Below are 23280 nucleotides of genomic sequence, written 5' to 3'. Positions count from 1 at the left end.
TGGGCCTACTTAATTTGGGCTCCGAGCGGCTCCGCTGGGCTACTTAACGGCATGTGTAGGTTTCTTTTTTCCGTTGCTGATGGCCTTGGGGCAGAATGCGCCGTCCTGACCTCCCCCCTTCGCGTACGCGGTCCGGGGGTTCCCCCTTCGCGAAGGGGGAAACGTCGCGTAGCGACAAAGGGGGATGGGCGTCCACAAAGGTAATGGAAAACGTGCACACCGCGTTAGTTAAGAGCCTGGTCAGTCTGCCTCGAAAGCGCGTTACGCGAAACCGAGCATCACCATCCCCACCATACACACCGCCGCCAGAGCCACCAGCTTCAGCACAAGCGGCATGCAGAACCGAAACCACCGGTCGTATGGAATGCCCGCCATCCCCAGAATGCCCATCAGCACCGCGTTCGTTGGCACAATCATGTTTGCAAAGCCGTCGCCATAGAGAAACGCCTGTACGGCGATCTGGCGCGACATCCCAAGAATATCACTAAGCGGCGCCAGCAGCGGCATCGTCACGAACGCCTGCCCGCTTCCCGACGGCACAAACAGGTTCAAGATCGTCTGCATGAGCATCATGCCCACGCCGGCCACCTCGGGGCCTACCACCTCCAGCGGCACCGAGAGCGCATGCACAATCGTATGCAAGATCTCTCCCTCTTCCATGATAAGCGCGATGCCGCGCGCTACCCCAACCAGCAGAGCGGTTTCGGTGAGCTCCTTCGCGCCCACCACAAACTCCTTCGCCATCACACTCGGCCCAATACGGCCGATAGCCGCCGCAATCACCCCCAGAATCAGGAACGCGGCGCCCAGCTCCGTCAGGTACCAGCCCAGCGTTGCAATCCCCCACACAGCCGTACCCAGCGCCCCCAGAAACGAAAGCATGATAGCGATATGCGTCCACTGCAGCGCCGGATAGCTATCGGAGCGTACCTCGTCTTCAACGGGCATATCCAGATCGGCTACGAGGCTACGCGAAGGGTCGAGCTGCACCTCGCGGGCATACCGGTAGACATGATGCGTGCCCACCAGCACGAACGGCAGAAGCAGCCCCATACGCACCTGCCAGCCCGAATACGTATCCAGGTCGGCCACGCCCTGCGCCACCACCACCGTGTACTGGTTAAACGCCGCCGCGCCGTACCCGATGCCATATCCGGCCACGATAATTCCCACCGCCGTCATCGTGTCCATCTTCATCGTGCGGCAGAGCGCCGCCAGAATCAGCACGAACGGGATGTACTCCGCCGACGCCCCCATGATGCTCGACGTCAGCGCGAACACGAAGATCGTGACGAAGATGAGCGTACCGGGGCTTCCCCCCAGCGCATCCAGCAGTCGCCCCAGCAGCGCGTCAATCGTTCCGGTCTTGCGAATAACCGCCAGCACGCCGCCGATGATAAACAGAAAGAAAATGATGTTCTGCGAATCAGCAAACGCCTGTGGGATCGCTGTAAACAGGTCAACCGGCGTTAGCGTCTCTGCCTCCTCGGCCACCTCAAACGTACCTGGCACCACTACCTCGCGCCCGTCTACCACCTCTGTATCAAACGCGCCCTGCGGAATCACCCAGGTAAGGGCCAGCGCCCCTACCATCAGGAAAAAAAGGAGCGCCAGCGTGTGCGGCATCTTAAAGTTCATAAGGGATACGGGGGGTCAGAAGGCTTCGAGAGTATGCGGTCGCCGCCAAGATAACGGTTCGCATCCAGAAGAGAAACCACCTGTACGCGCCCCCTTCGCCTTTTGCGCGGAAGTCACTCGCGTAATGCCGGGTCGCCCCGCATCCCCCTACCTCGAACGGCTGCAAATCGGACAGCTACGAGGTCGACTGCACCTGTCTCCCCATCCAGCGCCCGAGCGACTCGAACGTGGAGTAGATCGTTGGCACAATAACCAGCGTAAGGAAGAGCGCAAAGAGCAGCCCGCCGATGATGGAGGTACCCATCGGCCCCCAGAACTGCGTGTTCTCTGAGCCCAGCTGAAAGGCCGGGTCCAGCTCAGACAGCAGGCCCACGAAGTCAACGTTCAGCCCGAACGTGAGTGGGATGAGCGCCAGGATCGTCGTCATCGCGGTAAGCAGCACCGGTCGCAGCCGGTCTACGCCGCCCTTAATGATGGAGTCCTGATCGCTGAGCCCCTGGTTACGTAGCTGCTGGATGTAGTCGAGCAGCACGATGTTGTTGTTTACCAGAATCCCAAACAGGCTGATGATGCCAATAAAGACCATCAGGCTGAACGGCGTCTGGCTAAGCACCAGCGTAAAGACCACACCCACCTGGCTGAGCCCGATAGCGAGGAGCACGATAATGGGTGCCGAGAGCGAATTAAACTTGGCAACGGTTACGAGGAAGATGAGCATGATGCCAGCCGCCAGCGCCAGCACCAAGAACCCGAAGGCCTCGTCCTGGTCTTCCTGCTCGCCGGTGTACTGCATGGTGTATCCCTCGGGGAGCTCCTCGGCCCGGAAATCAGCCAGGTAATCCTGTACGCGCGCCAGCACCTCTTGTCCGGAGTAGCCCGGCGCATTTTGTCCTTCGATCACCGCCACCCGGTTCAGGTTCAGACGTGTGATCGAGCCCAGCCCTTCGCCGTCTGCGAAGTCGGCCACGTTGGCCAGCGGAATCATATCGCCTGTGGTCGGCGACATGATGCGCAGGTTCTCCAGACTTTCGAGGCTGGCGCGGTCTTCAGGGGCAAGCCGCACCGTAATGTCGTAGTCGTCTTCGTCTTCGCGATAGATGCTCGCCTCGATCCCGTTAATAGCGGTGCGCACCGTCTCGCCAATCTGCCCGGTGCTGAGTCCGTACCGGGCGGCCTCTTGGCGGTCGACCACGATGCTCCGCTCCGGACGTGCCAGCTCAAGGTTGTCCTGGATATCTACGAGCCCGTTGAGGGTGCCTTCGCTTACGCCCTGGGCCAGCAGACGCTGCACCTCGTTCGAAAGCTCGGCGATTGTGTCGAAGTCGGGCCCTGAGATTTCGATATTCACCGGCGGCCCCGTTGGCGGTCCAATATCGTCGCGCTGGATGTCGAGGATAACGTCGGGCAGCGTACCGGCGATGGCCTGGCGCACCCGCGCCAGGGTCTGCCGGCTCGACTCGGCACGGTTGGCATAGTCGCGCAGGTTAAACGTGATGCGTGAGAGCTCGGACCGCGGCTGTCCGCCGCCGAACTCGCCGCCCCCGGATACGCCCACGTTGGTTAGCATCGTTTCGGTATTGGCAAAGACCCGCTCGTCCTCATTGAGCAGCTGAATAAGCGTTTCCTCGGCCTGCCGCGTATTGGCCTCGCTGGCGTATACGTTGGTACCCAGTGGCGCCTCCATCACCACACGCACCTGGTTCGGATCGGTCTCGGGGAAGAACTCGCCACCGGGGTTCGCGAGTGCGAACACCGTGAAGATGGCAAATGCGGCGCCCATAAACCCATTGAGCATAACGGCGCGGTTATCTGACAGCAGCTGGGGCGCTGGAAGCACGGCGCCGAGCGCTCCGAGCGCAGCAATGAGCAGTGGCAGCCCGAGCACGGCAGCAAACGCTTCAGGCGGCACCGGGCGCTGCACCAGCGTGGTGAGCCCCATCAGCAGCGCAAACAGGGCGGCGAGCCCGAGTCCGGCCCGCACAGAGAGCGTCCCGCCCCGCATCACCCCAAGCACTGAGTGTACAACCACGCCGAGTACGCCCACCGGTATGAGCAGCACAGCGGGGGCGAGCAAGATCAGTCCCGCAACGGAAAGACGGGCCTCTTCCGTGATCGGCACAGAGAGGTCAGCGCCGGCAGTGAGTCCAGCAACGATGCCGCCGACCACGGCAAGCAGTGCTCCAGCCGAGAGGCTGCCCAGGGCCAGCATGTTTTTGAGGTGGGCACGCGGTGCGTTGTAGTCGCGCTGCATTGTCCATGTTAGCAGCGTACGGTGCTCGTCGAGCAGGCGGGGGAGCAGCTGCTCCATGAAGCGCTCCGAGATGGGCTGAAAGGCGTATATGAAGATGCCATACGCTATCGGTATTGCAATGACGAACACCAGCAGCGTCTGCCAGCTGGCCAGTGCCAGCGTAAGAGCGCCCAGGGCTACGCCCCCCAGCACCAGGTACCACCCGGTGCGAGACAGGCCCGGCCCCTTCGGTGTGGTATCGGCACGCCCGAAGATAGCCATCGTGGCTGGACTGATAAACACCGCGACGAAGAGCGAGGCCAGTAGCGAGATGATAAGTGTGAGCGGCAGAAAGCCCATGAACTCGCCGATGATGCCGGGCCAGAACAGCAGCGGTGCAAAGGTGAGCGAGGTGGTGAGCGTAGCAACCGTAATGGAGCCTGCAAACTCAGCCGCCCCCTGCCGGGCCGCTTCAATCGGCCCCATCTCTTCCTCGTCCATGAGCCGGTAGATATTCTCTACGATCACGATCGCATTGTCGACCAGGATGCCGAGGGCTACGATCAGCGTAAAGAGCACGATGAAGTTCAGGGTGATGCCCATCGCCTGTAGCACCATAAACGAGACGAACATGGAGAGCGGTACCGCAATCGCCACCAGGGTGGCGTTACGCACCCCCAGGAAGAAAAGCAAGACCAGAACGACAAAGATCAGTCCGCTAATGATGTTGTTCTCCAGATCAGAGATCAGGTCGCGTACGTTCTCGCTTTCATCACCTGTAATCACCCAGGTGGTGCCGCTGGGAAACGCGAACCCTTCGAGCGATTCGATTACGCCGTCGACCGTTTCGAGAATGTTCTCGCCCGCCTGCTGCTTCACTTCAAGGCTGATCACCTGGTCGCTGTCTTCCCAGGCCTCATTGACGCGGTACGATTCGTCGGGCTGCTCGATCTGAACCTGACGCAGCCGTGCAAACGACTCTCGGTCTTTGAAGCTAAACTCCACATCGGCCACATCACGGATATAGACCGGCGTTTCGTCGGGGGCCGTGATCACGAAGTCCTCAATCTCGCGCGGCTCGTCGATCTCGCCATCCACGCGCACGAGGTAGTTCAGGCGGTCCACATCGATCGACCCGCCCGGCACGTTCACATTCTCGCGCTGAATGGCCGACACGATGTCGTTGTACGTGAGGTTGTAGCCGTGAAGTGCATTCAGGTCTACGTTGACGCGCACCTCGCGCTCGATATTACCGATCAGATCCACCTCGAGCACGCCGGGCACGGCCTCCAGTTCATCCTGCAGGTTTTCGGCGACCCGCTGCAGCCGCGCAATCGGATAGTCAGCGCCCAGGTTGATCGTCATAATCGGGAAGTCCGACAGGTCGATCTCGTCTACGATCGGGTCTTCGGCATCGCTGGGCAGGTCGTTGCGAGCGCGATCGACCTCGTCGCGCACCCGCTGGTACGCATCGGTTGTTGACGTGCCCGGCAGAAATTCAACAAAGACAATGGAAAAGCCCTCGGCCGACACCGACCGGATCTCGTCGATCCCTTCCAGCCCCTGGATTTCGCGTTCGATGGTCTGGGTAACAAGGGGCTCTACATCAGCCGGACTCGCACCCGGGTAGATGGTCTGTACGGTGATGATCGGGATTTCGATGTCGGGATTCGCCTCTTTTGGAATCGTGAGGTAGCTGGTAAGCCCACCCGCTACGATAATCACGACGAGCACCATCACTGCGGTGCGGAAGGAGACGGAAAGATCGCTGATATGCATGAAAGCAGTGTATTAAAGCGCAGAAAGAACGCCGGACGGCTCTGTGGAGCGTGTTTTTTTGAATGTGTTGCCTTACCGGGTGTCGGCCACCGGTCGGCGTGTAGACGCGGGGTCGAGCATGGCGTCGTCGAGCGAGGCGTGCCGCTGCATAATGCGGGGGCGGTCGCCATCAGCCACATTGCTCTGCCCTGTAACGACCACCAGTTCACCCGCGGAAAGGCCATCGAGCACGACCGTGCGCCCTTGCGAGGTCGGCCCCATACGGATGAGTCGGCTTTCGATACGGGGGGCATCGCTGTCCGCATCTACCACTACGTACATGCGGTGCCCGTCTTCATCGCGTTCAACGGCGCGGCGTGGCACCACAACCACATCATCGAGCTGCTGGCGCGGCATGAGCACGCGGCCTACCATGTCGGGATGCAACTGCTGATCTCCATTTTCGAGCTCTACCTCCACGTTGAACGTGCGGCTGCGCGCGTCGACCGTACGCCCTACAAAGCGGATGCTGCCCTGCAGCACGGCATCGCCAAGGGCCCGGAAGCGCACGTCAACCGGCGCATCGGGATCGATGTCGTTGATGTAACGCTCTGGAACGCCAACCTGTAAGTGCATCCGTTCGGTGCTTACCATGCGAAGTACAGGCATGCCCGGCGAGAGCTGTTCGCCAGTTTTGGCGAAGTGCTGCTCGACCGTGCCGGCGAAGGGCGCGCGTACCGTCGTGTTGTCAAGCTGGTCTTGCGCCTGTTCGACCGCGGCCTCGGCCTGGTCAACCTGCGCTTCGGCCTGGTCGAGCTGCGAGCGTACGTTCTCGAACTCAATCGCGCTGATCACTGAGTCGCGGTAGAGCGGCTCTTGACGCTCAAAGTTGTCCTGTGCAAGTTCGTAGGCGGAGCGGGCGGTGCGCAGCTGCGCTTCGGCCTGTCGAACCGCTGCACGCGCCTGGGCGGGATCGATGCGTGCCACAACCGCACCGGCTCCGACCGTCGTGCCCAGTGCCTCGCGCGACTGCAACGTACCCGCTGCCTGGGCCGAGAGGGTAGCGTCGTCGTCGGTGTCGAGCGCCCCTGTAAGATCAAGGCGGTCGCGGAACGTCTGCAGCTCGGTTTCGAGCACGTCGACCGGCACGCCCTGATCTTCGGGCTCAATCAGATCATCGCCGGTGCAGCCGGTCCATAGAACGAGCGCAGCAAGCAACGCGAAAAACGGTAGTCTTCTTGGCATGGTCAATGCGTTAGGTAATGGCATAGCAGAAGTAAGAGGCAGAAAGCAGAGAGACCGGTGTGGCGAGCGCAGAGAGGGGTGCCTCTGAAATTAAAATTGGAATGTCGCATCAGGCGTCGCACGTATAGGACGCCCGATCGCTGTTTCGAGCGCGCTGAGCGCACGCACGTAATCAAAAGCTGCCTGAAGCCGGTTGAGACGCGCCTGGTCAAGCTGCTGCGACGCCTCCCGTTCCTCAATAGGCCGGGCCACTCCTTCACGAAGGCGTTGCTGCGCGAACTCGTAATTGAGTTCGGCCCGGTCTACGTTCTCCGTCTGGCTCTGCAGGCGGTCTTGTGCAGCGCGCAAGGTGCGAAGCGCCTGTTCTACCTCCAGCTTGACGCCTTCGCGGGCCTGCTCTCGCTCTATGCGGGCCTGCTCTACAGCAATGGAGCGCTGTTGCACCTGACGGCGCGTCTGGTTGCCGTCAAAGATATTCCAGCTTAAGCGGATGCCAACGTTTACCGCCGGATCCCAGTACGCGTCGTCGAAAAAGCCCCGTGTTTCCTGCTCAAAGGCAAACGGGTCGGTAGGATCTGAGATCGTTGTTGTACGGTTGTCGGGCACCGCCCCAACGTAGTTCGCGCTCGCAAATGCGCTCACGGTAGGGAGCAGCCCTCCACGCGTGATGTTGCGGTCGATCTCGCGCAGTTCTACCGCAATGCGGGCCTGCTCCAGATCCGGACGATGCCGTGTGGCTTCCTCTGCCGCCTGCTCAATGGTGAGCGCACCAATAATCTCTGGCTCGGGGGGCGCGTCGAGGTCATCGGTAAGCACAATGCGCGTGTCAATAGGAATGCCCATCGTGTTTTTCAGTGCGTTCACTGCCAGCTCGGCCTGGTTCTCGGCATCGGTGAGCTCGGCGCGCAGGTTCGAGACCTGCACCTCGGCACTCAAGCGGTCGAACTTGGGGGCGGTGCCCTGTTCAACGGAGCGCTCGGCATCACGCAGCGTCTGCTCAGCGCGCTCTACGCTCTGCCGTGTAACACGGGCGCTCTCTGTAGCCAGCACTGCCTGGTAGTAGGCTTCGCGCACCTCGTCGATCAGTAGCTGCTCTTGCCGATCGGTACCACGCTCGTTGATCTCGCGCAGTCGCGAAGCGCCCCGGATCGCTGAGAACGCAGAGGAGCTAAAGAGCACCTGTGAGATGGTGACCCCCGCTTCAAACTGATTGGGCACGGCAAACGGGTTGCCGCTCTCGTCGGGTGCAATGCCGGCCTCGCGCTGCCCCTGGCGCTGCAGTTCCTCAAACTCCGGAAACGAGAGCGGCTCGGTTGTCGGGTCGCCATCGGTGCGAGCGCGCTCGTTGAACGACAGCCAGTCCAGGAAACCGAGCGACTGAAACAGTCCCCCCGCTTCGCTTCCCGCAAACGGATTGGGCGATCGCACATTGCGCGTGTAGTTGCTGTTCAGCGTCACGCTTGGAAAGACTTCGCCCCAGGCCTCGCGCACCTGCAGACCCGCTTCCTCGGCGTCGAGGCGTGTACTACGCAGGGTATAGTTGTTGACCAATGCAATCTGCACGGCCTCATCCAGCGAGAGCATGGCAGGCACCTCGTCGTCGCGGTCGGACGCTGATGCCGCTTCCACCGAGGTGTCCTGAGCGACGTTCTGTACGGTGTTTTGCTGGGTGTTTTGCGGAGTGCCTTGCGGAGTGTCTTGCGGGGCACTCGCGGACTGCCCCCATGCAGGCCCGAAAACGGCTCCCCATATCAGCACGGCAATGCATGCAACAGCAGTTACAGGTGGATTCGAAGAGGAGGTCATGAAACGTTGAGGGAATGCAGTAAGAAAACCGTTGCAGGGTATGCCACGCTACCATACCGAAGCGCAGCACCGGTATCACAGGGTATGCGTCACGAGATGGCAATGCCGTCGAACAGCATCGCTGTTAGAAAATCAGCGGCTTGCTCGGGCTCCTGTAAGATTGTGCCGTGTTCGCACGCAGAAGATGATTCCTGATGGGTGGTCACAGCGCGATGCACGATGAGGCCATCCACATTTTCGATGAGCATATGCGCCACCGAGTGCAAGGGCAAATCACGGATCGCCCCCTGGGCTACTGCCTGCTCAAGCGCCGGGAGCAGCGCATCCACAATGCGTGCTCGCTGCCGTTGAAAGTAAGCGACCTTCTCATCGTCGTGGCTAAAGCACATCCGGTAGGCTTCTTTGATCAGGATCACAAAGAGATCCTCACGCTCCTGGTAGAACGCGATGGCACGTGTAACCATGTCGTGGTAGCACGTACGCAGCGAACGCTCATGGCAGGCCCCAGCGAAGCTCGACGTGACCAGGTCGTGAACCTCGTCGTAGACTGTATCGAGCACGGCAAACAGCATCTCTTCTTTGCCCCCTTCGAAGTAGTTGTAGAGGGTGCCCTTCCCAAACTCAGCACGCTCTGCAATCTCGCCGAGCGTAGCGTGGGTGTACCCCTTCTGTGCAAAAACCACCTCGGCTGCCCGCAGCATGGCCTCGCGGCGCATCTGGCGCTCACGCTCGCGGCGCGACAGCGAAGAATCAGTATCGGATGCCATTGACGTCGTGTTCGGAATGTGACTTGTGAGTCATCTTATGAATGACAAGTCACTCCTGGGTAGAATGGTTGAGCAGGTTTGATGAACGCGTCGCCAATCAAGCATGAAGTGGTCAAATAGTTGCATTGTTGGGCGTGGCGCATGGGAGTAACGTGTAGTGGCACAGCGGCCCACCTGCATCAGCCCGAAGCTCCAAACGACACTGTACCATGTCTCTTTTGGCGCATAGACTATCGCCTGCGGCGAACAGGGCATCCTCCCAACGTTGTGCATAGCTCTGTGCATTAGTCGGTACCGGATGCGTCAAGGTCGTACAGCGTGCGGTCATACAATACGTATTATGAAGGCAGATCGCGGTGAATGGTACCGTGCCTGTTGCACGCGCCCCTTGATGCGCCTCGCCTTCTATTCCACCCCCCAAGGTACTTTTGCTATGAACACGCTCTTTCCTTCGTACATTCGTTCTGGCTTACAACGCCAGGCCCTTTCCTTCGCTCGCCTACGACCGTCGGCATTCTATCTCCCGTTGGTGCTGTTATTCGGTGTGCTCGGCATGGCGTTAACGCCTGCGCCGGCCACAGCACAGGCCCAGACGCCCCGTACGGTTGCGCCCTCTGTGCAAGACGTACGCGTTCACATCCAGCGCGGGACCGATGTTGTGCAGCCCCCCAGCCTGTGGTATCAGGAGGGCCTTTCTGAGCCCGACAGCCTCGGCATCATTCGTATCCCCCGGGGTCCGCGCGAGCCTGGCTCAATTACGTTCCGAGATTCACGCGGTGGGTTCGATGCGAACCTACAGCATGCCACGCTCACGCGCGACGGTGAAATTGTAGAAGTGATCATCCCCGAGTCTGTCCTGCGTGGTGAGCGGTCGGCCCGGTTCATCGTGCGCCCCCCCGATGACGATTTCTATGACGTGGCTTACCCTACCGGAACGACCTCGATTGAAGAAATTCCGGGAGAGCAGACCGTAATCGATGTGTATGACTGGTACCATGCCTCAGATACGCGTGTACTGGCTCAAGTGAACGCCAGCGAGATGCCCGGTGACATCTTTGCAAGCACTGAACTCGCATACGGCGAAGACGACCGCCCTCGCATGGAGCTTCCGCTTACGCGAACCGTGCAGGGAGTGCTGCAGAGCACGGCTCCCGGAGGAGAACGCGTCCGGTTTTACCTCACGATCCGCAAGGAAGCCCCTGTTGCACGTCCCGCTCCGCGTTCGATGGCTATGTTTCAGCCGGTCTCGCTCGACCGATCGCTCCCGCCCATGACCCGCCAGCAGTTCGTCTATCGCGACCGTCCGCGCTCGGCGCGCATGGAGTGGATTACCCGTGTCGGGTTTACCGCCGGACCAAACCGGGCCACGCTCCCCCGCAACCAGAATCAGGACTACCGGGCACAGCGTATTCGCGGCGATATCCAGACGCAGATGCGCTGGCATACCAGCGATGACCTCTGGCTGCAGATTGGTCTTCTGGCCGCCACGCAGCCTACCCTCGGCCTCAACGACCAGAATCACCACGACGTACCGTACGGACTGCAAGCTGCCACGCGCATCGGAAACCGAAACGGATTTCTTATCATGGCGGATGCTGTGCTCGAAGACTCCCCGTTTCAGCAGCAGAGCATGAGTAAGAGCGACCAGCGCCTGCGCATGCTCATGGGCCTTGATGTGGAAGGCACACGCGGCTCGTATCGAATTCTTGCTGGCCCTACGTACTTCCGGGATCAGCCTGCTATCTTCGAAACACGTACCGACGACACCCGCCAGCTGGGCATCGGGGCCCTGGCCAACTGGGTGCGTCCGTTCGACCTTGGATCAGCGCCGCTTGTGGCCGACCTGTGGGTGCGCGGCGACCGCAGCTGGGGGTTCATTGCCGACTCGGGAAGTGCTAATACCAGCGGCATGACGCGACTGGCTCTGCGCTACCACTTCGAGCTCGGCGTGTCTTCGCTCGAAATAGGCCCCGTGCTTCTGGGACAGTATCACCAGACTACCTTCGAGACGCGTCCGGGACTGACTGACTGGAGCCTGCTGGGCGGTATCGAGCTCAAGACCAATGTGCGCCTGTTCGGCGGCATCTGATGCTGGTACACAACGCTATACACAACGCTGCGACTACAGCGACTGCGGGGGATACTCGACGTAGCGTGCCACGGCAGCACGCGCATCCTGCCCATCGAGCGCTTCAATGAGCGCCAGCGCCAGGTCGAGCCCCGACGCCACGCCCGCGGCGGTCCATATCGGACCGTCGCGGGTTACGCGTTTGTGAGAGAGCTGTACGTCCTTCCAGCTGCGCACCTCGTCGTGCGCGAGCCGGTGCGTAGATACAGTGCGTCCGGTCAGCACCCTGGCTGCGTGCACGATGCGCACGCCCGTGCAGACCGACGCCACGAAGCCTCCAGCGTCTAAGCAGGCCCGAATCCGCTGCAGCACGACGTCGCTCTGCGACGCGGTCCGGCTGCCGTCTCCGCCGGGCACGATGAATAGATCGGGAACGGGCGCATCCGCAAGAGCCATGTGCGGACTGATGCGTAGCCCGTGCGCTCCACGAAACGAACCCGGCTCGACCGCAACCACCTGGCATGGCGTCCCGCCGGCCTCCTGATGCCATACGTTCAGACACTCATACGGACCGACCAGGTCGAGCTCCTCAACCGCCGGAAACCCGAGGATGTGTATCCGCTCAACGGAAGGCTCGGCCTCATCCATGCGTACGCTCAAAATCGTCCATGAAGTCTACGAGTGCCTCTACAGCTTCGACCGGAAGAGCGTTGTACATCGACGCCCGCAGTCCCCCGACCGATCGGTGTCCCTTCAGGTTAACCAGCCCGGCTTTAGCTGCGTTTTGCAGAAACAGCGGCTCCAGCGCTTCATCATGCAGGGTGAAGACCGCATTCATCGTGGAGCGCGCCTCGGGGGCCACAATGCCCTTGTAGAAGTCCGTACGATCAACGCGCTCATAAAGCATCGACGCCTTCTGCTGCTTCAGCGTCTGCATGGCCTCAACGCCTCCCTGATCAAGTAGCCACCGCAGCACTTTCTCGACGACATAGATGGGAAAGACCGGGGGGGTGTTGAAGCGGCGCTCAGCGTGCGTGCCATAGTCGAGCATCGTTGGCAGGTGGTCCTTGCGCTGCTGCAGAAACGCGTCGTGCACCAGCACCAGCGTAACCCCCGCCGGACCCATGTTCTTCTGTGCCCCGGCATAGATAAGCCCGTACGGCTCCAGATCCATCGGGCGGCTCAGGATCTCGCTGGAAGCGTCGGTCACGATGGGCACCTCCGCCTGCGGATCCCCCGAGAACTGCGTGCCATGCACCGTGTTGTTCGACGTAATATGCAGGTAGGCCGCCTCGGGCGAAAGGTCCCATGTGTCGCGGTCAGGGATCGTTGTAAAGCCGTCGTCCTCGCTGGATGCGACTGTGCGCGCCTCTCCGATGCGCTTCGCCTCACGCAGCGCCTTCACCGACCAGCGTCCGGTTAGCACGTAGTCGGCCACACCGTCTTCAGGGAGAAAGTTCAGCGGCACCTGATGGAACTGCATCGACGCCCCGCCCTGCAGGAAGAGAATGTGCCAGTCATCGCCCAGTCCCAGCAGACGACGCAGGTGCTGACGTGCGCCCTCTTCGACCGCGTCGTAGGCAGCAGAGCGATGGCTAATCTCCATGATGGATGCGCCCACGTTGCGGTATACCGGAAGCTCCTCGCGCACTTCTTGCAAGACAGACGTCGGAAGGGTACCGGGTCCGGCCGAGAAGTTATATAGCCGATCGGTTCCTATTTCAGGGGACAGAGGGTTTGGGGAGGCAGCCATAGCGTTTGGGAGCTCAGCGAGTAAGTGGGTATAGCATACTATTTTTCTGTACTGCCCCCGGTTGTTAATTGTGCCACCCTTCGCGTTTGATGTCGCAAAGACGTGTCAAGTGCATTTCAGCCCCATACCAGCGGGTTTCTATCCGGAGGTGTCTATCCGACATGTTCAGTTGCGGATGTTGATTTGGTATCAGAGATGGGTTTATCAGGAAGTCTGTACGCCATTGTCACGACGCGTCTATATCAAACACTTTACGCTTACGATAGAGCGTCGCCGGGTCAATGTCGAGCACCCGCGCCGCCTCTTGCAACGTGTCAGTATGCTGAAGTACATGCTCAATATGAGTCGCCTCGGCCTCCGCCAACGTACGCAATCCCGACGGACCTTCTACATCAGAGCTTACAAAAGGCAGGTGCTTTACCGAAAGCGTCGAATCGTTGCATAGAATAACCGCGCGCTCGATCGCATTCTCCAGTTCGCGCACGTTACCTGGCCACGCATGAGTCTGAAGGGCACTTTCGACGGGTTTCGATAGCGCTTCGACAGCGCGATTGTACTTATCAGCGTAGAAGTGGAGGAAGCGCTGAGCCAGCGGCACAATGTCGGCGCGGCGATCACGTAGTGGAGGCACTATAAGCGGCATCACATTGAGCCGGTAGTACAGGTCCTCGCGAAAATTTCCCGCATCCATTTGAGCCTGAAGGTCAGCGTTGGTCGCCGTAATCAGCCGCACATCGGCGTGCAGGGTTTCCGGGTCGCCCACACGCTCATACGCCTGATGCTGCACAAACCGGAGCAGCTTCGGCTGCAGGCTTAGCGGGAGCTCAGCAATCTCATCAAGAAACAGCGTGCCGCCATCCGACTGCGTAATCCGGCCCGGCTTGGACTGCGTGGCTCCCGTGAAGGCCCCTTTGACGTGACCGAACAGTTCGCTTTCAAAGAGCTCACGCGAGAGCGAGGGGCTGTGTATCACCCCAAACGGCTCGTTGGCACGAGGGCTCCACGCATGAATTGCGCGGGCTAATACGCCTTTTCCGGTTCCACTTTCGCCTTGAATGAGTACGGTAGCATCGCTGTCGGCCACCTGGCGCGCTTCGTCGAGCACGGCCTGCATCGCCGGACTCTCGCTGCTGGTAAGACGCGCTGGGGCCGAACGCTTCAGGTCTGATTCAAGCAGCGCCACCCGATGATGCAACGCCTGCAGATCCACCACTTTCCGCAGAGCCAGACGCACCTGCTCGGGGGTAAACGGCTTCGGCAGATAGTCGGAGGCCCCGCGCCGCATTGCCTCTACGGCGGTGCCAATAGACGCATGCGCCGTGATCACAATAATTTTCAAGTCGGGATGCGCATCGAGCAGGTCCGGGATCAACTCCATCCCTGACTCTTCGCCCAGCCGCAGATCCAGAAGCGCAACGTGGTAGGCGCCCTCGCGAATTGCGTGGCGGGCTGCATCGGCATCAGCAACGGAGATTACGGTGTGGCCGTCGCGCTCCAGGCAGCGCTGCAAGGCGTTGCGGATGCGCGCCTCGTCATCCACAGCCAGGATGCGGAGCGCGGAATCGATTGCGGTCGGATTGGTGGACATAAGCAGAGAGCAAACGTGTGTAAAGGGTATGTGCGCCGGCCGAGTAGGGGGGAAGGTGCAACGTAAAACCGCTTATGTCGTACACCGCATCCGCTGTTGTGTTACCAAAGTATGGAATATCGTCGCATGCGTTGGACGCTTCGTCGCAAAATCTTATCGGGCTATGGGCTGGTACTGATATTACTCATTGTAGTGCTGGGCTGGGCGCTGCTTAATCTTACGCAATTAGGTCAGGCATCTGATGACATCCTCAGCGAAAACTACCGCAGTATTCTGGCCGCCAACACCATGCTTGGTGCACTGGAGCGCCAGGACAGTGGCGTGTTGATCTACTTGCTGGGGGACGAGTCAGAAGGCATTGCTCAGTTTCAGACCAACCGGGCTCCCTTCGAGCGCTGGCTGGCTCGTGCCGAAGACAACATCACGATTGAAGGCGAGGCCGACATCCTCAACCAGATCGCACAGGCCTACGAGGCGTACGTCGCCGCCTTTAGCGCCACCACTCGTGCAGACACGCCCGCGCCGACGCTGCGCGAGGAGCTTCAGGCGGCCTTCATGGAGGTTCGTGATGCCTGTGAATCGTTACGCACCCTCAACCAGGACACCATGGAGGCAGCCAGCGAGCGCACGCAGACGGTGGCGCAGCAAGCCATCTGGTCGGTGGGAGGCATCGGGCTGGCCGCGCTGGGCATCGGCTTTCTGTTCAGTCTGCTTCTCTCTAAACGCATCGTGCGTCCTGTGAAAGAGCTGCAGCAAGCCTCGCAGGCGCTGGCAGAGGGGGATTACGAGGCGCGCGTATCCGAAAAACGCGACGATGAGTTGGGCGCGCTGGCCACGCAGTTCAACGCAATGGCCGACCATCTGCAGGCATTTCAGGATATGAACGTAGAGCGTCTAATTGCTGAGACGCGCAAAAACGAAGCTATTCTGCAGCACATGGCCGACGGGCTCGTTATTGTGGATGCGGAAGCACGTATCACACACATCAATCCGGTGGCCGAGAAGGCGCTGGGGAGCCGGGGCCAGAATGCTCACGGGAAGCCGCTTGCAGATCTTATAGACGAACCCTCGCTTTGTGAAGCGCTTACCCCTCCGTATCCTACCCCAGATGATAAAACCAGCGCCAAAACCGATGATGAGCGTGTACTCACCCGTACTGTTGATGGTGAGACACGCTACTACGAGTACGTAATTACGCGCATCGAAGGCCCCGACACACAGGCGATGGTGCTGTTGCGCGACGTTACCCACTTCAAGGAGGTCGATCGTCTCAAAAGCGAGTTTGTTGCAACGGCCTCGCACGAACTGAAGACCCCGCTAACCTCCATCGCGATGAGCATCAACCTGCTGCTGGAGAGCACGGAAACGGCGTTTAGCGAAGACGACTTGGAGCTATTGGAGGCCGCCCGCGATGATACCGAGCGGCTGCGCACCCTGACCCAGGACCTACTCAACCTGTCTACACTGGAGGCAGGCGGCGCGCTGCAGATCGATCGTCAGCCGGTGCCGGTTCGGCATCTCATCGACAAGACCGTTCAGGTGATGCATCCGCAGGCACGCGAGGCCGCTATCGAACTGGTCGATGCCGTTCCCGATGCGCTTCCTGCTGTACAAGCCGACCCAACTAAAATTGCGTGGGTGCTCACCAATCTGGTCTCGAACGCGCTGCGCTACACCGAAGAAGGCGGTACGGTTCGACTGCGTGCAGAGCAGATCGGCGACAAGGTGCACCTGTCGGTGGTCGACAACGGCGCCGGGATCCCTTATGAGTACCAGGCACGTATCTTTGAGAAGTTTACGCAGGTCCCAACAGATTCACAGACGGGTGGGAGCGGCCTTGGACTGGCGATTAGCCATGAGGTGGTACGTGCTCACGGGGGCAGCATCTGGGTGGATTCGACGCCCGACATAGGGAGCACGTTCACCTTCACGCTCCCCTGTGCCCCGTCTGAGCAATAGACTCGCACGGTCAGATCAGATCGACCAACGCATCAATCAACGATGGCTTCTCGTAGCGCGGAGGATACACGGCCACCACGGTCCCATCGAAATACGTCTCAACCGGGTCCAGTGTAGCCCCAAACAGAAAGCGCGCCAGGTGTGGGCGACGCGCAGCGTCTACGCATAGCGTATCGAACCTTTGTACAGCCTCTGCCAATACCGCGTCGGGGTCATCTGCCACCTGTACGACGACCTGCACCTGTTCGGTTGGAATGCCGGCCTCACGCAAGACGCGGGCTACGAGACGCTCCCCGGCGGCGTGGGCCTTGGGAGTCGAAATACCGTCTTCTGTGGCACGCACATGTACCAACGTAAGATCAGCCACACCTGCATGCCGCACAAGCGACCAGCCCCTACGGACTGCAGAAGCTGCGTCGGGTGTTTCTCGCACTACCACACCTACGTGCTCTGGGGCACATGAGGTACCACGCTTTACCAGGCTGACCTCACTCTGGGTGTGCTGCGCAATGTGTTGTACGTCTTTGGGCGAGAAGCCTGCGTACTCGGCCTGCTCCCTGTCGCCGGCCCGTGGCCATTCAATCACCAGATGCTCGGCCTGCTGTTCTTCGAGAAATGAGTTCACGGCCTCGTGTGCCGTGCGCGTCCAAAGCGTTTTGATCGCCAGGTCCAGTCCCATTCTATCAGCAGCATCCTGGGCCTGCTGTATGATCAGGTCACGCTGCGTACGCGGCATGCTCTCAGACGCAGCAGCCTGCTTGAGTGCTGTTTGCATGGGCACCTCAATGGTGCATACCCCCACGACAGGAGCGCGGTCGTACTCCATAGCCAGTGCAGTGGCGATCTGTAGCAGCGTGTCGATTGCGTCAGGGTGCGTGAGCGCAACCACAATCGGCCATACCTGATCGTCGCGGCTCGGTGGACGCCCACGCTCCAGTGGCTGCATGTCGTGCTTCTGCGAGCAGGCCTGCGCCACAGCCTGCCGTATCTGTTCTGGACGAAATGGCTTTTCAAGAAATGCAACAGCGCCCCGTCGCACCGCTTCGGCAGCGGTTTCAGCAGAAGCATGGGCCGAAAACGCAATGATGGGCACCTCGGGATGCGCCTCCTGCATCACCTCGATCAGGTCGATGCCATCCACGTCAGGAAGGCGGAGATCCAGCAGGACGGCATCGAACGCATGATCGTCAAGATAGCGCAGGGCATCCGTTCCGTCTTCTGCAAGCAGCGGAATCGCATCGGTACGCGCCAGCGCCTGCTTGAGCGTGCGGCGAATATTCGGCTCGTCGTCTACGATCAGTACGGAGCGCCCGGAAAGGGGGCCTCCTTTGTCATTTTCCATAACGGGACATGGTGAGCTATTAAAAAGCGGCCTGCGACAACAGGCAGGGTCCATACGCAATCGGAAAAATCATACCATGTGCTCTTCCAGGTGCAGCATAGTAGCTTCTATACCACCTGACCGCCAAGAAAACCCGCATCCAGATCACAAGCCAGGTCAGCCCCCTCTCTACCGTATTGCATTTTACAATACGTGACGCATCGCAATCGTGCATTATGCATGATGCCGGTATTGGTCATCTATCCAACCATGGCGGATGAGTGGCGCTGAATGGCGCATATCGGCGATGCAGGCCCATGTCTTCGTTTACGTTGATAGGACGCCTCGTACTGGAATTGAAGTTGCATATTAAGACGGGTGGCAAGCACGATCGAGCCCGACTTCATTAGCCGGGTCCGCTTGCTCGTTCTGTTTCTATCAAATTGGATGATCCCCCTTTAAAGCATGGCCAACGAATCGCAAGAACTGGCACGCGACCTCGGCTTTCTGGAAGCCTACACCATTGGGGTAGGCACCATGATCGGGGCTGGTATCTTTGTCTTGCCCGGCATTGTTGCGGGATCGGCAGGGCCTGCAAGCATGATCTCGTTTGCTATTGCAGGAGTTGTGTCCCTGCTAACCGCGCTCTCGCTCTCTGAGCTGGCTACGGGGATGCCCAAAGCAGGCGGCAGCTACTACTACGTAAACCGTGCTATGGGTACCTTCTTCGGCTCAATCGTGGGATGGGCGATGTGGTCGGGACTTATGTTTGCCACCGCATTTTACATGCTGGGCTTTGGGCAGTACCTCACGTTCTTCTACGGCGATATTCCTGTGGCGGGTATGGCCCTCATCATGGCCGCACTGTTGGTCGGGCTCAACTACCGGGGCACGAAAGAAACCGGTAACTTTCAGAACGTCATCGTAGTCATACTGATCGGGTTTATCCTGGTGTTTGTGACGTTCGGCGTCTTTAACGTGCAGTGGGATGTGCTGCGCCCCTTCAATCCGCAGGGCTGGGGAGCAGTAGCAAGTACGGCGGCCACGGTGTACGTCACGTACATCGGTTTCGAGGTGATTGCCACGAGCGCCGAAGAGATCAAAAATCCGGGACGCAACTTGCCGCTGGCGATGATCGCTTCCGTGCTTACCCCTATGCTGTTCTACGTCCTGGTGATGCTTGTGAGCACCGGCGTACTACCCGTTGATGAGCTGACCGCCTCTTTTGTGCCGGTCGCTGACGTGGCGCGCGAATATCTGGGCACTATTGGTGCCATCATGATGGTGTTGGGGGCCGTGTTGGCCACGGTATCCAGCGCCAATGCCTCGATTCTCTCGGCAGCGCGCGTGAACTTTGCAATGGGCCGCGATAAGATTCTGTCGGACTGGCTGAACGTGGTGCATCCTAAATTTCGCACGCCCGGACGCGCCATTGTGGTGACGGGTATCGTGATTTTGGCCCTCATTGCGATTGGCGTGGGCATCGAAACGCTGGCTGATGTTGCCAGCTTCTCGTATCTGATTACCTACGCGCTGGTACATGTGGCCGTTATCGTAATGCGCCGCGCCGGGCCCGCCGAGTACGATCCGGACTTCAAGCTTCCCAACTGGGCGTATCCGGCTGTACCCATCATCGGAGCCGTGTCGTGTTTGGCGGTTGTTGCCTTCATGCGTCCCGTTGTGTTGATAATCGGTACAGGAGTCATCGGGGTGGGCATTGCCTGGTATCTGCTCTATGCCCGCTCGCACGCTCCTGATAAGAGTCTGGTGGGTGAAGCCATCGCAGGCGGCCCTGCCAGTCTCTCTTCCACGAACGGACGCTACCGGGTCGTCGTGCCCGTCTCTAATCCGAACACACAGCGCTACCTGCTGCGCCTGGCTGCTGCCACCGCTGCCGGACACGATAACGCGGAAATTGTAGCCGTCAATGTGATCGAGGTCCCGCAGCAAACGGCCCTTGCCCAGGGGGTTCAGTATGAGGAGGAGCGGCTCAAACGTCAGCAGGAGCTGCTGGCCAACGTGCGCGACTTTGCCGAAGAGCTGGACGTAGGCGTTCGCACCCGTGCCATTGTGGGCCGTGACGTGTGGCGCGTGGTGCTCAATGTGATTGAAGACGAGCGTGCACAGGAGGTGATCCTGGGCTGGACCGGGCAGCGCAAGCGCCTCGGCGCCGTACTTGGATCGAACATCGACCAGATTGTCAGCAAGGCAAGCTGCGAGGTTACGCTGGTGAAAACAGGCGATGATGCCGTGGGCAATGCAGTCGCTCTGGTCGGGGAAGGCCCCAACGCTCCGCTCGGCGCACGACGCGCCCATGATTTTGTGACGTATGCTGACGGCGCCTCACTCACGCTCCTTAACGTGCAACCGCCTGTAGAAGATGACGACGCCCCGGACCCTGAGACTGTTGGCCAGCAGCTTATCGATCGGGTGGCGCAGCAGACGGGCATCGAAACGTACGAGTCCAAAGTGGTCGTCGCAGATAATGTGCGGGCTGCGTTACTTGAGGCTGTTTCCCCATACGATACCATCTGCATTGGTTCGACCCGAAGCACCTCGGTCACCCAGGCGCTTTTTGGCTCCATTCCTGAAAAGATTGGTGCCGAATCGGAAGGAACCGTTGCGATTGTGAGCGGACCGCAGTACCGCCCGCGCACGGTTTCAGAGGCCATCGTAGAGCGCCTGTCTGCCTAAACGAGCCTACCTTTACCTTTTCAATAAGCAGAGCCCTATTTTCGGGAGCCTGACACAAGAGTGCCAGGCATTACTCTGTATTCTCTATACCTTATCACCACCCGTTTTTAGTGTCTGATGTACATTATCATTGTAGGTGCAGGCAAAATTGGATCTAACCTGATCCGTCGTGCCGTCAACGATGGCAACGACGTTGTCGTCATTGAGCAGAAGCGAGACGTTGCCGAAGATATTTCGGCTGAACACGACTGCATGGTACTTAACGCCGATGCCACGCAGACCGATGTATTGCATGAGGCCCGGATCGACCGTGCCGATGCGATTATCAGCACGACGAACCTGGACTCAGTCAACATCATGGTGATGTTGCTGGCTCGCGAGCACGAGGTATCCTCGCTGGTCAGTGTCGTGCACGATGTCAATCACATACCGATCTTCGAAAAGATCGGGGTCCATATTATGGGCAATCCGCAGCAGCTCATTGCCGACCACCTGTATCACTCGGTACGCTATCCGGGGGTGCTCAACTTTATGCGGCTTGATGACGAATCGGAGTTCATCGAGATTGAACCGGAATCCGACGCTCCGATCATAGGCCGATCGCTCGAATCCGCCAAGTCGAATGGCGTTCTTCCAGAGCCGGCAATTATTGCAGCAATCAAGCGAGACGATCGCGTCGTTGCTCCTGCCGGAACAACCGCTGTTCAAGAAGGCGACCTGGTTACGGTGCTGGTTACGAAGACGTCGGCAGATGCTGTACTCAGGGCCTTCGGGCATACCGGGGAAAACGGAGGATAGGGCTTCTGGGCACGCTCCGTCTCCCTCCCGCATGCTTCCCTACGTGAGTGTACAATGTCTTCTTTTCCAACTATCGCACGCGATCTGGGCCAGATTCTGCGTGTCGTGTCGCTTACCATGGCCGCTTCGATGCTTGTTGCAGCCTTTGTTGGTGAGTGGTTTGCTCTACCTGCATTTGCGGTGTCTGCGCTTCTAACGGCCGGCGTCGGCTCAGTGCTGGTCTACCGGCATGAAGATGCACCCGCGCCGGGGAAGCGCGAGGCCATGATTACCGCCGCACTTGCATGGCTGTCGGTCGCTTTTCTGGGTGCACTTCCCTTCCTGGGTATTTCCTGGACGATTGCTCTGCAGCTCTTTCCGGCCTGGATGAACACGCCAGCCCTTACTGATACGACCGCCGTGTTTAACCATCCGTTGGATGGGATTTTCGAAAGCATCAGTGGGTTTACGAGCACCGGGCTGACGATGGCCCTGGTTGAAGATGATCTGCCGCGTTCGCTGCACTGGTGGCGCTCGTTTACCGAATGGGTCGGCGGCGTAGGAGTCATTGTACTTACCGTTGCTATTTTGGCACGTCCGGGGAGCGGGTCGCTCACGCTGTTTCGTAGTGAGGCGCGCTCCAAGAAAATACACCCGAGCATTGTATCTACGGTTACGGAGATCTGGCGCATCTACGTTGGCTTTACATTGGCTGCCATCGCCCTCTTCTGGCTCGCTGGCATGCCCCTCTGGGGCGCCATCAACCACGCCATGACGGCCATGTCGACCGGCGGGTTTTCGATTCATGGCGACTCAATCGGCCACTACGCGAGCCCTCTCATTGAGTACACCGTCATTGGGGTCATGATCGTGGGGAGCATCGCCTTTCCGGTGCACTACCTGCTGCTGCAGGGCCATCTGAAGCCGCTCTGGCGCGACGTGCAGACGCGCTGGGTTTTCCTGTGGTTTGCTATTGGATCGGTGGGGCTTATCGCGGTGCTCGTGTGGAATGGGCAGTACGGCACGCTGGAAGAAAACATCCGCAATGGGCTCTTTCAGTTCGTGTCGGCTGCCTCCAATACCGGATTTGGCACGACCACGATTGGCGATGGCCCCACCGCCGTGTGGAGCATCGGGGCGGTCTTGGTCGTGTGCCTGGGCATGCTTACGGGAGCCGCCGCTGGATCTACGGTAGGCGGGCTCAAGCTCATTCGCGTAATCACGCTCGTTAAAGGTACGGTGTGGCAGCTCCAGTCGGTATTAATGCCCAAGCATGCCGTTCGCCAGTTGAAGATTGGAGACCGCACGCTTAGCGAACCGCAAGCTGAGCATGAGTACACCGAAGCAACCGTCGTTGTGGTGCTGTGGATCGTTGGGCTGCTGGTAGGCATCGGTGTGCTGCTCGCGGCTCTGCCCCCCGACTATCCCCTACAGCACATTCTCTTTGAGGTCATGAGCGCACAGAGCAATGTAGGGCTCGATTCCGGCATTGTTGGCCCCACCATGCCCGATAGCACCAAAGTCATGCTAATCGTAAACATGTGGGTGGGCCGCCTGGAGATCATCCCCGTAGCTGTTCTGATCGGCGTGCTGCTCCAGCGCTTTGAAGGATAGGATTATCAGTAGCGGTTCAATGTTAAGAGCCTGTTTGGGTTTTGGTTTGTAGGCGAGAGCGA

Annotated in this window: 14 protein-coding genes; 5 read left to right on the top strand and 9 right to left on the bottom strand. The window is 59.6% G+C overall.

What is annotated here, in order from left to right; translation table 11 throughout:
• Positions 1-261: 261 nt before the first annotated feature.
• The 5 genes from PPP56_RS10770 to PPP56_RS10750 all read right to left on the bottom strand — a co-directional run bounded on the left by PPP56_RS10770 (position 262) and on the right by PPP56_RS10750 (position 9444).
• The gene (locus PPP56_RS10770; RefSeq protein ID WP_353564048.1) at positions 262-1638 is read right to left on the bottom strand and encodes a YfcC family protein; all 1377 of its coding nucleotides are present in this window, start codon (positions 1636-1638) and stop codon (positions 262-264) included.
• A 175-nt stretch (positions 1639-1813) separates the two neighbouring features.
• Positions 1814-5647, bottom strand: a complete 3834-nt coding sequence (locus PPP56_RS10765; protein WP_353564047.1) for an efflux RND transporter permease subunit — start codon at positions 5645-5647, stop codon at positions 1814-1816.
• Positions 5648-5719: 72 nt separating this feature from the next.
• Positions 5720-6871 carry an efflux RND transporter periplasmic adaptor subunit gene (locus PPP56_RS10760; protein ID WP_353564046.1) on the bottom strand — a complete coding sequence of 384 codons (1152 nt, stop codon included), beginning with the start codon at positions 6869-6871 and terminating at the stop codon, positions 5720-5722.
• A gap of 90 nt (positions 6872-6961) precedes the next feature.
• Complete coding sequence (locus tag PPP56_RS10755) at positions 6962-8677, bottom strand: TolC family protein (RefSeq protein WP_353564045.1); 1716 nt, start codon at positions 8675-8677, stop codon at positions 6962-6964.
• Positions 8678-8766: 89 nt separating this feature from the next.
• Positions 8767-9444, bottom strand: coding sequence for a TetR/AcrR family transcriptional regulator (locus tag PPP56_RS10750; protein WP_353564044.1), 678 nt, complete (start codon positions 9442-9444; stop codon positions 8767-8769).
• Positions 9445-9997: 553 nt separating this feature from the next.
• Here PPP56_RS10750 and PPP56_RS10745 point away from each other — a divergent pair.
• On the top strand, positions 9998-11533 hold the full coding sequence (locus tag PPP56_RS10745) for a hypothetical protein (RefSeq protein ID WP_353564043.1): 1536 nt from the start codon (positions 9998-10000) through the stop codon (positions 11531-11533).
• Between the two features lie 33 nt (positions 11534-11566).
• Here the strand turns inward: PPP56_RS10745 and PPP56_RS10740 are convergent, their stop codons facing one another.
• The 3 genes from PPP56_RS10740 to PPP56_RS10730 form a co-directional block, all read right to left on the bottom strand.
• Positions 11567-12160, bottom strand: a complete 594-nt coding sequence (locus PPP56_RS10740) for a DJ-1/PfpI family protein (protein WP_353564042.1) — start codon at positions 12158-12160, stop codon at positions 11567-11569.
• Positions 12153-13265: a 3-phosphoserine/phosphohydroxythreonine transaminase gene (gene serC / locus PPP56_RS10735; protein WP_353564041.1), complete on the bottom strand. Its 1113-nt coding sequence runs from the start codon at positions 13263-13265 to the stop codon at positions 12153-12155. The genes PPP56_RS10740 and serC overlap by 8 nt, the downstream gene beginning before the upstream one ends.
• Positions 13266-13491: 226 nt before the next feature.
• Positions 13492-14853, bottom strand: a complete 1362-nt coding sequence (locus tag PPP56_RS10730; RefSeq protein ID WP_353564040.1) for a sigma-54-dependent transcriptional regulator — start codon at positions 14851-14853, stop codon at positions 13492-13494.
• 111 nt (positions 14854-14964) lie between these two features.
• On the opposite strand from PPP56_RS10730, the gene PPP56_RS10725 reads away from it, so the two are divergent.
• Entirely contained in the window at positions 14965-16812 is a 1848-nt protein-coding gene (locus PPP56_RS10725; protein ID WP_353564039.1) for a sensor histidine kinase, read from the top strand.
• Positions 16813-16822: 10 nt separating this feature from the next.
• Here PPP56_RS10725 and PPP56_RS10720 read toward each other — a convergent pair whose 3' ends face one another.
• Positions 16823-18154 carry a response regulator gene (locus tag PPP56_RS10720; protein WP_353564038.1) on the bottom strand — a complete coding sequence of 444 codons (1332 nt, stop codon included), beginning with the start codon at positions 18152-18154 and terminating at the stop codon, positions 16823-16825.
• Between the two features lie 444 nt (positions 18155-18598).
• On the opposite strand from PPP56_RS10720, the gene PPP56_RS10715 reads away from it, so the two are divergent.
• The 3 genes from PPP56_RS10715 to PPP56_RS10705 all read left to right on the top strand — a co-directional run bounded on the left by PPP56_RS10715 (position 18599) and on the right by PPP56_RS10705 (position 23218).
• Positions 18599-20827 carry an amino acid permease gene (locus PPP56_RS10715; RefSeq protein WP_353564037.1) on the top strand — a complete coding sequence of 743 codons (2229 nt, stop codon included), beginning with the start codon at positions 18599-18601 and terminating at the stop codon, positions 20825-20827.
• A 117-nt stretch (positions 20828-20944) separates the two neighbouring features.
• A complete protein-coding gene (locus tag PPP56_RS10710; RefSeq protein ID WP_353564036.1) occupies positions 20945-21625 on the top strand; it encodes a potassium channel family protein in 681 nt (226 codons plus the stop codon).
• A gap of 54 nt (positions 21626-21679) precedes the next feature.
• Entirely contained in the window at positions 21680-23218 is a 1539-nt protein-coding gene (locus PPP56_RS10705; RefSeq protein WP_353564035.1) for a TrkH family potassium uptake protein, read from the top strand.
• Positions 23219-23280: the final 62 nt, after the last annotated feature.

Origin of the sequence: Longimonas sp., from assembly GCF_040409695.1 — a bacterium.
GTDB lineage: Bacteria > Bacteroidota > Rhodothermia > Rhodothermales > Salinibacteraceae > Longimonas.
This window is presented reverse-complemented; position numbering and strand designations above follow the sequence as displayed.